We start from the raw sequence: 12,784 nt of genomic DNA on the forward strand, positions 1-12,784 counted from the left end.
ATTAAACTTTAAAATTATGAAACGAAAGCAATGGAGTTTTTTTACAGCCTTAATGCTGCTTGTCTGGATTGTTGCCTGTACTTCGGATGAAGGAGTAGGCAAAGAAGAATTGTCCTCTACTGGTACTACCTATATGGGGCTGTCGTTGTCGTTGCCACGAACAAACATAACTAGAGCAGCCGATGACCCTAATTATAATGGCGTTGGTCAATATAGTGGTGTGACAACGATCGCTACACTGGATCTGTACCTGCTTTCGTCGGATGGTGGTACACTGCTCGATGCACGTCGTTTCCAACCAGGTGATTTTCTTTTTGGGTCTGATGCTGTTGGTCGTGACATGATAAGACTTTCCGTTCCGTTCAAGACAATTCCTGGCGATAAGCAGATGGTTGTCATACTGAACAGCCCCAATCCTCTACTTACAGCTATTCCTGGGAGTGATTATCTATATACGTTGTCCTCCTCGTTACCTATTTCGAGCTTGGCGCATATAGACACATCATCCAGTGTAACTACGCCAAGTGGGCAGGTCATATACGCCGATTTGCTAACCCTGAGCGGTAAGAGTAATGTTTTTACCATAGCTGATGGTATCAGTGCACAGGAAGTGACCGCCAGCGGGAAGAACATGGTGGACCTCAGTGTTAGCAGGATACCTTCCCGTGCTATTGTCACCACCTCGGCGGCGGCGGATGTGATCAACACAGACGGAGTTAAGCTTGGGATCATCTCCAATATTACTTATTCGGTGGCCCAGGGTGCCAATGCCGTATACCTTTTTCCTCAGACCAATGCAGATGGTAGCACTAAGACATGGGGGGCTGATTATATGCCAGGGGTTAACGTCGATTATGCCACCACGGCGACCACTTACTACGATTATTCAGACCTACAGAATTTGACGGATATTGTGCCTACCAGGCCAGGTGATGGCAGTCAGATTACATTCCCAGGCAAGTTTTTGCTTGAAAATACGCATTCTAGTGGAACGGATGAATCAAATAGTCAATACCGAAAAGGAAATACTGCCTACATACTGGTCAGGGCTAAATTTACGCCTGATCCGTCCCTGATAAAAGATGGTGGCGCACTGACAGGTGGTACGTTCTATGTGGGTGGCGCTGACGGTGCGATTTATTCCAGCATCCAAAAAGCGCAGGATTATAGTACCGGTGTACAGAATCAATCTGTATCTACTTATACAGGAGGAAAAGTGTTGTATTATATCTGGCTGAATCCGGATAACATAAGTCGACCGATTAACTCGCCCGTAATAAGGAATAACATCTATCATGTCAATATTAACTCTTTCAAGAGTATTGGAGTGAATTGGAACCCGCTGATCCCGTCTGGGCCTGACGCTCCGCATAATCCAGATCCGAAACCTTCCGGTCCCGAACCGGACAACCCTGTTACTCCAACTGATCCGCTAAGCTCCACCGACACCTATATGTCTGTCGATATTACAGTGTTGATGTGGATGGTACACTCCTATGACATAGACCTATAATTTACGTATAATAAGCAAAGGCATGCGTAAAATGAATGCGAAGCAAGGGGGGGCGGGTAGGGGGAATTGGGTTTTCCTCCTGCTGGGTATATTAATGTTCTCAGGCTTGAATGGTTGTGTTTACGATCATACGGACGACTGCCCGCAAGGGATAAATGTTCACTTGTATAGCAAAACTCCGTGCCATACCGGCATGGTATATCCTCAGTTATCAGGCTTGGAATTGAGTGTCTTCGATCGCCATGATAAGCAGGTCGCATACCATATAACCAACCATAGCGTTCAGACAGAACATTATATGGGGAGGCTGAAGGTGGAAAACGGACTGTACAACGTGACTGCCTGGGCCGGTCTTGATGCGGATGCATTTGAACGTAGCTTCTCGGATGAAAAAAGCGGACTGTTGTTTAGGCTTAAACGTTCTAACGGGCTAGCCATCTCTCTCGAGGGCAAACGTATCTATCACGGGAAAAGTCCAGCGGTCTTCTTACCCGACCCGGCTGAATACGGGTCTGTTTTCGAATCTGCATCTGTCAATCTCCAAGAGATAACGAACCGTTTGACTATACAGGTCGAAGGTCTTCCGCTAACTGGCGATTATAAGATCGCCATCGAATCGGCCAATGGCTCGATGAATATAGATGGTAGCATAGCTCCAGACGATCTGATCGAATACGGTTCGCAGACCGCCTTCACTAACGGTCTCCTGGAAGCAAGGATTACCGTACTAAAACTGGTTACAGGCCACAACAGTTCGCTGATCATATCGAACAAGGCGGATAACAGTGAACTGTATCGGGGTGATTTACTGGGGACACTACTGTTGAAAAACCCAGATGTGAACTTGGACTGTGATCATGATTTCTTGGTTCGTTTCACCATCAGGGACCAGTGCGGCTGCGGGACATATATGATTGCGGCGATATGGGTTAACAATTGGTTGGTACACAGCTATACAACTGAATTATGAAAACAATGGAATTTAAGAAGCTTCTGTATATCTTACTTTATGGCTGGAGCCTAATCATCATGGGGTGTAGCCGGGATGATTCTTCTGTATCCAAGGGTGAACAGGCTTATATCTTCCTGTCGGTAAAAGCTTCTTCTGGGAGTATCAATGAAGACGCAGACGGTGAAGATCGGGTAACTGAAGTACGCATGATAGCTTTCGATCCGGATGGCAACTCGGTCTACAATGATATCCTAGATTTTCCCGGTGGTTTCGGGAGTCGAAGCCATGGGATAAAGTTTAAGCCGGGAATCTATGATTTTTATTTCTTTGCCAACGAATCGGCATATGTTGGTTTTCATGACATGCTGACTTCCGTGACCAATGTGTCACAATTTCAAAGTGATTCGCGTTTCAATGGATTATTATATAATCCAGGATTTAAACCGGATACTTCCACAAATGTAGGTCGGATGCTTATGTCGGCAGTTTACAAAGCAATCAGTGTGTTGCAAGGAGGTACTGAAGCTTCTCCTGAGCCTCTGGTTTTACCGACACCCAAAGTTGAACTGGTGCGTTCATTAGCCAGGGTAGAAATCGTCTTCTACAAGAAGAATCCGGGCAGTATTTTGCCTGCTGCCGATATCGTCTCCTCTGTACAATTACAAAATGTAGCAGCGTCTTACTCTGTTCCTCCGTCAAACAGTTATTATAGTGGGCAGGCGGTGTCTTCTCTTTTCGGCGATCTGGCAGGGCTGGATTATACACGGGATTCGATCGGGTCGGTAGGACCTTTCTATATCCCCGAGTCTCTCAATAAAAGCGGAAATTCCAGCTTTACCGGACTGCATATCAATAACCGAGTGTTTCCTATCCTTACAGACAAGGCAAAAACCGGATTAACCGCTCAGCGGCGTACTATTTCTTCCCTATCGGATAGCTGTATCATACGTAATTATCACTACCGGATAAACGCCTATATAAGTCCTGATGGAAGCATTACGTTAAAAACTTGTGTGGAACCCTGGAAGAAAGACGATTACGTATATATATTTCAGGATGGGCAAAGTCTTGCCATTCCGCCGGTGATACCGACCGACTCAAGCGTGATCGTGCCTACTTCCTGCGGGAAGATAGAAATCCATTCGACCAATGAACAATTCCAGCAGGGACTGATGGGTGCTTTTGGAGATCAGGTCAATTGGTGGGATCCCAATGTACAGGGACCTAATATCATCAAAGGGCAGCCTCCCTATTACTGTGAAAAAAAATACGGCTCCGGCTGGAGGATAATCAACTCCTGTGAAATGATGTCGTTCCTTGCGCTGTTCGATCAAACCTATAAGATATGGCAATCCAATACATGGCTTGGCATTAATTTAGGCATACCCACTTACTCAAAGCCTCTACGGCAACAGGCACAGGACTTATTAGGAAGATTAACAGGGATGGATATGTCGAAATACCTATTAACCGATACGCAGGGGGGAGATAGTTTCGGAAGCGAAAAACTCGGGATTATCGACGCTTTTTTCACTCCGGGTGATATTGTAGTTACACGGAAGCAGTTTTCAGACGGATGGCCATATCCGGCACCGTCATTCCAAGGTATCGAAGATTGGTATCCGATGGAGGTAGTACACCAGGTCAAAGGGTACTGGTATAGTGGGTATCTGGATTATGCCGATTCTGCGAACTATGATAAGGTATTGTACCAGCGCTTTGAACGCTATAGCTTTTCTTCAACCGTGTCGAGGTGTGTCAGAAATGTAGAATAACAAAATAATGAAGAACTATGAAAATCGACAATATATATGTGGCATTATTCCTACCCCTTTTTTTGCTATCCGCCTGTCACAATGACGGAGAACCGTTTGCAGAAACACCCCAGGAGGTATCCCTTGTGCTTATGTCTGTACCAAGCCTGAAGGCGGCGGGTGATCCGGACGACCTGCCCGCAGAATATGCAGTAAAAGATTTGAGCATTTTTTTGGCAACTCCAGGGAGTAATACAGTGTTGAATAGTTTTATCCATACGGAATTCTCTCCCTCCGGTGATAACTGCACAATGGTAAACCTGCCGTTGGATCCTGCGATAGCTACATTCAGGGATATCTATGTGGTGGCCAATTGTAATGATGTAATTTCTTTGAATGCGGTAACGACTGTCGGAGATATAAAAGCACTAACAACCCCACAGGGACCGTTAACTACCGCGATAATGCTCAGCTCAGGTCTGCCCATGTACGGACAAGCTGTAAACGTTAACCTAAGTAGTACATCTGCCTCTACCCCGGCCAATATCACATTAACGCGGGCATGCTCCAAGCTACGTGTCACCATGGAGAATGCAGTAGCTGGTACAGGCAATGCGTTCATTGTGGAGAATGCTGCACCAGATACGTCTTATGCCCCAGGCAGTTCTTTAACGTTCAGTACTTCGGACTTGATTACCTATCAGCAAGTAATCTTAGATTCTGTTTCCCCAGGAGTCTATCAAGGTGTAACATATGTTTATGAATCTATACAATCCCCTCGCCTGAGAATATTGACTTCAATTAATGAGGACAGTAGGGAATATATTGCAAGTTCGAACTTTCCTCTACCAATGAGAGGGTATTTGTATGATATACATGTGTTTGTATCTGGGGTTGTGTTTTTATACTGGTAAGGTAATTGGTTCGAATCGAAAAAATTATAAAGGTGGAATATGAATATGATTTTAAATACCTGTTAGTGAGACTGAAGGCTGGAAAAAGAGCCGGAGTTCCTTGGTAAAACAAAACTCATTACCGATAAAGTTCAATCAATACCATATCACATCGTATATCCAATACCTACAGATGTGTTGTCAAATAATAAAAATCAGACTCAAAATCTGGGATATTTAAAATAAAAACTAAATAATATAGATAAGCAGTTTTGTTTATCTGTCATCTGAAAATTTAATAATCATACTATAATGATATGAAGAAATATATTTACTATGCTTCAATATTTTGATTTTAAGTAGTTTATTTGCTAGTATTCTCAGATCGCCTGATACTAATCTGACTCTTACATTTCAGTTAAAAGAAAATGGAATGCCTATCTATCTTCGATATAAAGGCAAATAGCTTATAAAAGACAGCAAAATGGGTTTTATTATCAATGCCCTACGTCCTTTTGCTGAAGGCTTTTCGATAACCAATACTGAGTATGCTTCGTTTGATAATACTTGGATTCCTGTATGGGGCGAAAATAATAAAATAAGAGACAATCATAATGAAATGTTGATTTCCCTGATTCAAGAGAAAACCAATTGGCAAGTAAATATTCGTCATTTCACTATAAAAGACGAAACAACCGAGTTCAATCTGGCAGATCATAAAGCGTTTTGGATTCCTGCTGATTATGACACGAATGAATTTCCTATAACAACATCTAATATTTCAGAAATTACAGCCTTAATAGACGATGTATGTAAAGAATCGTTGGCTGCAAAAGCCCCAACGCCTAATTTAGCTATTCAAACACCACTGATGATGAAATCTGCCGATAGCTTATACATCAATATACATGAGGCTGCTCTTATGAATTATCCGGCAATGTCTCTAAGTGTAAATGATAGAGAGTTCAAATTGAGTTCACATTTAACTCCTGATAAGAATGAAAACAGAGGGTATATTCAGACTGGAACTGTAAGTCCTTAGCGTACAGTAGTGGTAAGTGATGATGCTCGTGATATTCTTGCTTCTAACCTGATTCTTAACTTGAATGAGCCTTGCGATTTTAAAGATACATCATGGATCAAACCTACAAAATACATTGGCGTATGGTGGGAATACTTTATCGGAGGAGGTTCTAAATGGGCATATACAGACAATCAGGATATTATTATCGGAGAAAATGATTACACAAAACTGAGACCAAGCGGGAATCATGGAGCTAATATTGATAATGTGAAAAAGTACATTGACTTTGCTTCAAAAAATGGCTTTGATGGGGTATTGGTCGAAGGTTGGAACGAAGGTTGGGAAGATAATGCAGCTTATGTGAAGGAAAATATATATAGTTTTAGTAAAGCATATCCCGATTTTAATGTAAAAGAATTACAACGATACGCAGTTTCGAAAGGTGTCAAAATAATTATGCACCACGAAACAACTTCATCAGTTGTCAACTATGAACGTCAATTGTATGATGCTTTTCAATTTATGGTCGATAATGGGTACGATATCGTAAAAATCGGTTATGTGGGTCCCATTATTCCTTGTAGTGAACATCATGATGGACAATGGATGGTCAATCATTACGTCTATGTGGCAAAAACAGCAGCTGATTACAAAATTATGGTCAATTGAAATCATCCAGACCACACAACTATTTTGCCTTTTACTCGTTTGATGGGAGGACCTATGGACTATACTCCAGGAATATTTCAAGGTGACTTATCCGTGTATGGTTCAAATAAGGCTAAACTTAGTACTACTTTAGTAAAACAGTAAGCTTTATACGTAACCCATGTACAGTCCATTGCAAATGGCTGCCAATCTGATAGAAAATTACGAACATTTTCCGGACGCTTTCCAATTTATTAAAGATGTAGCTGTTGATTGGGATCAATCTTATATTTTGGAAGCCGAACCAGGCGATTACATAACTATTGCCCGAAAAGCAAAAGGTAAAAATGAATGGTATATTGGTGGAATGACGGACGAAAATCGTCGTGAAGCAATCATTGATTTTAAATTCTTACCTAGTGGTAAAAAAGATGAAGCTATTCAAATAAAACAAAATTGAAACAAAATTAGCTCCAAGTGGAGGTGTTGCTATTAGTCTAAAGGAAATATAATGAAAAGAAACGTAATCATTTTCGTCCTCATTTTTTTTTTCAATTGTAGGAAATTCTCAGGATGCTTGGGTAATCAAGACCAATGAAATTGATCCATCCAACTACTATGGTGTAAGTATCTCGAATGGAATGATAGGAATTATTTCATCGCCTATCCCCTTGAAGGTAAAGGAAGTTATACTTGCTGGTGTATATGATAAATATGGATGAGGGCGTACAAGTAATTTCCTACCCAGTTTCAATCTCTTAGACATAACACTGTATATTAGATGGGAAGAAGTTAATGAGTTGAATATATCCAATTTTGAGCAAGAGTTAGATATGAGGACGGAAATTTTTACAGGTTCTTTCAATTTTAAGGATATTGCGAGAGTACAATATTCGTATTATGCGTTGCGTCATTTGCCTCATAATACAATAATGGATATAAAAGTCACCCCACTAAAAGACACTTACTTAGTCGTCGAAAATATTCTCAAGACACCCTCTGCTTTTATGACGATCAACATTATTATAATGAAATAAATCCATCTCATGCTTATATTCCCTTATTGACACTGTAGCCAAAACACTTTCGGGAAGGACTATAGTAGTAGCATCAAATACATTTTTATTCAATGAAAAATATGGTGAAGAACCTCGTGTTTTACATGAGATGAGAGACAATGACACCCATTTAATGAAATTCGTTAAACCAATAAAGAAAGGACAATCCTATTCCTTTTCTTTAGTAGGTAATCTAGTTTCTTCGGAGCAGTTTGAAGATCCGTACAATCAAGCAGAACGTCTTTCTATTTATGCAAATCTTCAAGGAAAGAATGACTTATTGGCACACCATAAGAAAGAATGGGGAACTCTTTGGGAAAGTGATATCATTCTTGAAGATGATCCACAAGCACAATAAGACATACATAATATGATGTATTATTTATACTTTTTCACTAGAGAAGGATCGGATTACTCTTTATCCCCAATGGGATTAAGTGGATTGGGGTACAACGGGCACGTATTTTGGGATACCGAAATGTTTATGTATTTACCTTTACTTATATTTCATCCCGAAATGGCTAAAGAATTTGTAGAGTATCGTTTCAACAGGCTCGAAGCAGCTAAAAAGAATGCTTTGGCTTATGGTTATAAAGGTGCAATGTATCCTTGGGAAAGTGCTATAAGTGGAGAAGAAGAAACTCCAGTCTGGGCTTTGTCGGGTACTTTTGAACATCATATTACAGGAGATGTTGCATTTGCTGCGTGGTATTATTATTTGGTAACGTAAGACTAGGAGTGGTTGAGAGAGAAAGGCTGGGCAATACTTAAAAATACCGCTGAATTTTGGGAAAGCCGTATGACGATAAATAGTGGTAAATATGAAATACGAAATGTAGTATGTACTGATGAGTGGGCAGAAAATGTGGATAACAATGCTTACACGAATGCTATCGCCAAATTAAATCTACAATATGCAAATGAATGTGCCGAAATACTTAATCTTCCAATACAGGATAAATGGAAAGAAATTGCGGAGAATCTTGTTTTTTCGAAAATGGAAAATGGAGTAACTCGTGAACATGATTCATATAATGGTGAGAATATTAAACAGGCTGATGTAAATTTATTAGCTTATCCACTCAAAATAATAACCGATAAGGAGCAAATAAAAAAGACTTAGCATACTATAAAAGGCACTCCTGCAATGACTCAAGCTATATTTGCATTACTTTATAGTCGCTTAGGAAGTAGTAAAGGTGCCTATAAATGCTTTAAGGATGCTTATTATCTCTTTTTTTATAATCAAAGAACTAGTTTTATCAAATTGTAATTCTTGACAAAGCGTATCTTTCTTAGAATTACTTTTATATAATTAATGCCAGTTAGATCATTAAATTGAGGTATATGCTATTGTATTTTAATTTTTTTATTTTACATTTGTAACTATAAATCACCTCTTTATACAGAGTAATGACAATAGTATTAACAAACATACCCACTAATAACAATCTAAAGTTTAACGATTTAGATTTGGTTATGTGCGTTGAAATATTAGAGAGAGAGAGAGAGAGAGAGAGAGAGAGAGAGAGAGAGAGAGAGAGAGAGAGAGAGAGAGAGAGAGAGAGAGAGAGAATTCTTTTCCCCTTTTACATATTTCCCCAATATATATATCGATAGTTGTTCAGGTAAAGGTTTTCATATCTCTGATTTGTTTGTTTTTTGTCGTTCAAAATCAGTACGATATTTCCGTTTACTTATGGTACAACTATGTCCGGCAGCGGTGTGTAGAGATTACATGCTGCTGCTTTTTTATATCTCCCTGCATAACACTTGGCTTGGACTATCAGTTTGTTATAACTTTTATTGTTCTCGCTATTCTTATAAACCTAAACTGTTAACGAAAGTGCGTTCGACAGTATCCCATTTTAAAATTAAAACTAACTAACTAATTTATAAAAAAAATGAAGATTAAAAAAAAGATTTCTTTAATAATGATAATGCATTTCGCTATGGGCTTGCTTTATTGTCAGGTAGGAATAAATACAAAGGATCCTATAGGTCTCTTTCATATAGATCATCTTTTCAATACCTCAGGGAGTATTGGGCTTCTAGATGATTTTATCGTAGCAGATGATGGAAATGGAGGTGTGAGCGCAGCCTTAGGTGGAATTCCCTCGGCAAATGCTTCTTTATCGATGAATGACCCGAATCAAGGTTTCTTACTCAACAGAGTTAAATTGACTTCGACTACAGATCACACAACAGTTCCAAATCCTGTTGAAGGAATGCTTGTGTTTAATACAGCACGAATGGGTGTGTTCCCATACAATACAATTCCAGGTATTTATTTGTATAATGGTTCTATATGGCTCAAAATGGAGACAAGCAGTTATACCGGATTAAGGGATAGAATATTACTAAAAACTGACCTGACATTGCAACAGGCGAATGCAGTATCGGCTTTAGAGACATCAGTTCTTGATTTTGGAGACTTATTGATAAAAGAAGATGGAGGCTATGCTTTTTCTCTAAATCTGGATATTAATGCTAGTTCAACAGTTAATGAGATTGGAGGCAATGCCTCAAACTCGATACTGAGATCACAGATGTATGTATTTCTATATAAGAAATCACTGGGAGAAACTACTTTCTCTAAAGTCGATGTCGCAGAACTCAATACACCTATGTATAGAGGAACGAATCGAATAACGACAAATGTCATATTGGGATGTATAGCTAATGCAGGCGATTACTTCCAAATACGTGTAGGCTGTACTCTATATTATATGACCGGAATATTAAACAAAACATCTACATCTGTTATTTACTGGAAAGTATAATACAATATCATTACCAAGCACTATTACTTAAAGATAAAGACCATTTACAATGAAAATATTTCTTTTTATACTATTCTGTTTCAGCAGTTGGTTCATACATGCACAAGTTATGTTAAACGGAGATTCGGCACATTCACAGTTTATTATTAATCAGGCCAACCAATTCGAAATAAGTACAAATAACTATAATCAAACAGTTTGGAATATTGGTCAAGCTGTTTCGATCTCATCTTCCGCTAATCTCGAATTAGCTTCTGCTAATAAAGCATTTCTGATAAATAGAGTCAACCTTACCTCTGTTCTGGATATGACTACAATACCTAATCCAAAAGATGGAATGCTGACTTATAATACCAATACAGCCGGAACATATCCGGACAACGTTATTCCCGGATTATTTTATATGAATGATAGTCTTTGGTGGCGTCTTTCAAATATTGATCTACATGTATCGCAAGGAGTTTCTCTTTTCGATTTGCAATCTATTACTCAATCAACTTCAGTCGCTTCTGCCTCAGCCCAATCGCAATGGGCAAGTGCCACTCTTCTGCCTCTGAATAATACAATTACTATCAATAATGAAGGAACATATACTTTTTCGATCAGATTATATGGACAGACTTCATATACAGGTAGTATTTATCAGCGAGGGATAGGGTATTTATATTTGGTAAAAAACGGGACAACCTTAATTGGCTTCCACGAAGTTGTTATTCCTTTTGCTCCTAATAACGCTGTTATTACTTATACTGATATTTTAATGTCACCTGTTTTGGCTGTAGGAGATCAGATTACGTTAAGATTAGCAACTCCTTCGGGAGCCCCTACCATAACTCTTAGGGCTAATCCGGGATTATTAGGAGCCAATAAAACCTCTTTGATTGTTTGGAAGAACTGATTTAAGTTATATTATTAACGCATAACAAAGTAAATTATGAAAATATTATACGTACTTGTATTGTTTAATTTCTTGTCTTTTAATTCTTTAATTTATACCCAAATTGGTGTTTTTACCGAAACTCCCAAAACCTTATTTCATATAGATGGCGACGGAGATAATATAATTACCAATGACTGGATTTTTACAGAATCGGGAGGACATTCAAAAATAGCACTTGGTAAGTTACCCGATACTGATACAGGAGCACAACTTGAATTAGGTAGTACACAATCGGCATTTTTGCCTAACAGGGTAGCTCTTACTTCTATATCCGATAATATAACTGTACCTTTGCCTGTGGAGGGTATGATAGTATATAACACAGCTATAACTACGGGCAGTAACAAGGTTATACCCGGTTTATATTATCATGATGGAATAAAATGGTGCTATCTTTATAATTTATCTTCTTTGAATATGTCATTGACGTATAGAGACCTGCAAACTTCGGCTGTTACGACTGGCGGAAATGCGCTTCAGCCAGAGAATACGACATTAATGGACTTTGGTGGTCCTATAGAGATTTCGGAAACCGGCGGATATAATTTTTCATTCAGAATGTACGGAAGGACATCCAATACAACAAATGAAGTCTTTGTGGGAATCTATTATTTATGGTGTATGACTTATGATTCGGCTACAAATGTATACACTACCAAAGATGTGATAGAGTTAGATCTGCCGGTTTATTCAACAGGTGTGCCTATTACAACCACTGCTACTTTGGGTGCTAGTTTTACTGCTGGAGATAAAGTTTTTTTTAGGATCTCCCATAACCCCAATTTCGCAGCGGCAGTGAATTATATATGGACATTACTGGCAAATCCTGGGCTAAATGCAAATAAAACATCGGTTATTTATTGGAAAAATTATTTTTAAGATCACAGAAAAACAGATGTAAAAATAGTATTCATCTCAATATGCGTGATGCATTAGAAATCGTAAAAGAAAAATATATCTATTTTACAGCAAAATAGGAATTTCCCCTTTTTAAGTTGATACAAGCGTATTATATTCTTATTGTATAAGAACAGTGTTCATTATCTGTCATATCGTATTTGCTTATTTTAATTTCTTTTACAAGTTTAGTAGAAACGGAAAACAAAAAAGTGGTATTTAGCATTATAAGTACCACTTTTTAATTTGTAATAGATTGATTTCCTCGGATAGGGGAGCAAACTGATGTTACTGTGCGCACGAAATCGTTGTACACATAAGC

The 12,784-nt window shown here is 38.9% G+C and carries 10 protein-coding genes and 2 pseudogenes; 11 read left to right on the forward strand and 1 reads right to left on the reverse strand.

The window, feature by feature from the left end; all coding sequences use genetic code 11:
• The first annotated feature begins 16 nt into the window (after positions 1 to 16).
• The 5 genes and pseudogenes from IR022_RS14300 to IR022_RS20390 all read left to right on the forward strand — a co-directional run bounded on the left by IR022_RS14300 (position 17) and on the right by IR022_RS20390 (position 7,296).
• Positions 17 to 1,513 carry an Mfa1 family fimbria major subunit gene (locus IR022_RS14300; RefSeq protein ID WP_194204226.1) on the forward strand — a complete coding sequence of 499 codons (1,497 nt, stop codon included), beginning with the start codon at positions 17 to 19 and terminating at the stop codon, positions 1,511 to 1,513.
• Between the two features lie 22 nt (positions 1,514 to 1,535).
• The gene (locus tag IR022_RS14305; protein ID WP_242053268.1) at positions 1,536 to 2,483 is read left to right on the forward strand and encodes a FimB/Mfa2 family fimbrial subunit; all 948 of its coding nucleotides are present in this window, start codon (positions 1,536 to 1,538) and stop codon (positions 2,481 to 2,483) included.
• Positions 2,480 to 4,240, forward strand: coding sequence for a FimB/Mfa2 family fimbrial subunit (locus IR022_RS14310; protein ID WP_194204227.1), 1,761 nt, complete (start codon positions 2,480 to 2,482; stop codon positions 4,238 to 4,240). The genes IR022_RS14305 and IR022_RS14310 overlap by 4 nt, the downstream gene beginning before the upstream one ends.
• 443 nt (positions 4,241 to 4,683) lie before the next feature.
• Positions 4,684 to 5,133 (forward strand): FimB/Mfa2 family fimbrial subunit, encoded by a 450-nt coding sequence (locus IR022_RS20050; protein ID WP_242053269.1) that lies wholly within the window; start codon positions 4,684 to 4,686, stop codon positions 5,131 to 5,133.
• A 304-nt stretch (positions 5,134 to 5,437) separates the two neighbouring features.
• Positions 5,438 to 7,296, forward strand: a pseudogene (locus IR022_RS20390) (glycoside hydrolase family 97 protein).
• A 104-nt stretch (positions 7,297 to 7,400) separates the two neighbouring features.
• Here IR022_RS20390 and IR022_RS19870 read toward each other — a convergent pair.
• Positions 7,401 to 7,550 (reverse strand): hypothetical protein, encoded by a 150-nt coding sequence (locus tag IR022_RS19870; protein ID WP_199330318.1) that lies wholly within the window; start codon positions 7,548 to 7,550, stop codon positions 7,401 to 7,403.
• Between the two features lie 67 nt (positions 7,551 to 7,617).
• On the opposite strand from IR022_RS19870, the gene IR022_RS20055 reads away from it, so the two are divergent.
• The 6 genes and pseudogenes from IR022_RS20055 to IR022_RS14340 all read left to right on the forward strand — a co-directional run bounded on the left by IR022_RS20055 (position 7,618) and on the right by IR022_RS14340 (position 12,444).
• Positions 7,618 to 7,821 (forward strand): hypothetical protein, encoded by a 204-nt coding sequence (locus tag IR022_RS20055; protein ID WP_242053270.1) that lies wholly within the window; start codon positions 7,618 to 7,620, stop codon positions 7,819 to 7,821.
• Between the two features lie 154 nt (positions 7,822 to 7,975).
• Positions 7,976 to 8,200 carry a hypothetical protein gene (locus tag IR022_RS20060; RefSeq protein ID WP_242053271.1) on the forward strand — a complete coding sequence of 75 codons (225 nt, stop codon included), beginning with the start codon at positions 7,976 to 7,978 and terminating at the stop codon, positions 8,198 to 8,200.
• Between the two features lie 69 nt (positions 8,201 to 8,269).
• A pseudogene (locus IR022_RS20065) lies at positions 8,270 to 8,965 on the forward strand (hypothetical protein).
• 781 nt (positions 8,966 to 9,746) lie between these two features.
• Complete coding sequence (locus tag IR022_RS14330) at positions 9,747 to 10,625, forward strand: hypothetical protein (protein ID WP_194204229.1); 879 nt, start codon at positions 9,747 to 9,749, stop codon at positions 10,623 to 10,625.
• A gap of 49 nt (positions 10,626 to 10,674) precedes the next feature.
• A complete protein-coding gene (locus IR022_RS14335; protein ID WP_194204230.1) occupies positions 10,675 to 11,523 on the forward strand; it encodes a hypothetical protein in 849 nt (282 codons plus the stop codon).
• A gap of 36 nt (positions 11,524 to 11,559) precedes the next feature.
• The gene (locus IR022_RS14340) at positions 11,560 to 12,444 is read left to right on the forward strand and encodes a hypothetical protein (protein ID WP_194204231.1); all 885 of its coding nucleotides are present in this window, start codon (positions 11,560 to 11,562) and stop codon (positions 12,442 to 12,444) included.
• Positions 12,445 to 12,784 lie beyond the last annotated feature (340 nt).

It is taken from the genome of Dysgonomonas sp. GY617 (genome assembly GCF_015233815.1).
Classification (GTDB): domain Bacteria; phylum Bacteroidota; class Bacteroidia; order Bacteroidales; family Dysgonomonadaceae; genus Dysgonomonas_A.

What these genes read in the sequence shown, in the direction of transcription:
- IR022_RS14310 (WP_194204227.1), top strand. Translation starts at nt 2,480, where the DNA reads ATGAAAACAATGGAATTTAAGAAGCTTCTGTATATCTTACTTTATGGC.
- IR022_RS20055 (WP_242053270.1), top strand. Translation starts at nt 7,618, where the DNA reads ATGAGGACGGAAATTTTTACAGGTTCTTTCAATTTTAAGGATATTGCG.
- IR022_RS14340 (WP_194204231.1), top strand. Translation starts at nt 11,560, where the DNA reads ATGAAAATATTATACGTACTTGTATTGTTTAATTTCTTGTCTTTTAAT.
- IR022_RS14300 (WP_194204226.1), top strand. Translation starts at nt 17, where the DNA reads ATGAAACGAAAGCAATGGAGTTTTTTTACAGCCTTAATGCTGCTTGTC.
- IR022_RS20060 (WP_242053271.1), top strand. Translation starts at nt 7,976, where the DNA reads ATGAAATTCGTTAAACCAATAAAGAAAGGACAATCCTATTCCTTTTCT.
- IR022_RS14305 (WP_242053268.1), top strand. Translation starts at nt 1,536, where the DNA reads ATGCGTAAAATGAATGCGAAGCAAGGGGGGGCGGGTAGGGGGAATTGG.
- IR022_RS14335 (WP_194204230.1), top strand. Translation starts at nt 10,675, where the DNA reads ATGAAAATATTTCTTTTTATACTATTCTGTTTCAGCAGTTGGTTCATA.
- IR022_RS19870 (WP_199330318.1), bottom strand. Translation starts at nt 7,550, where the DNA reads ATGTCTAAGAGATTGAAACTGGGTAGGAAATTACTTGTACGCCCTCAT.
- IR022_RS20050 (WP_242053269.1), top strand. Translation starts at nt 4,684, where the DNA reads ATGCTCAGCTCAGGTCTGCCCATGTACGGACAAGCTGTAAACGTTAAC.
- IR022_RS14330 (WP_194204229.1), top strand. Translation starts at nt 9,747, where the DNA reads ATGAAGATTAAAAAAAAGATTTCTTTAATAATGATAATGCATTTCGCT.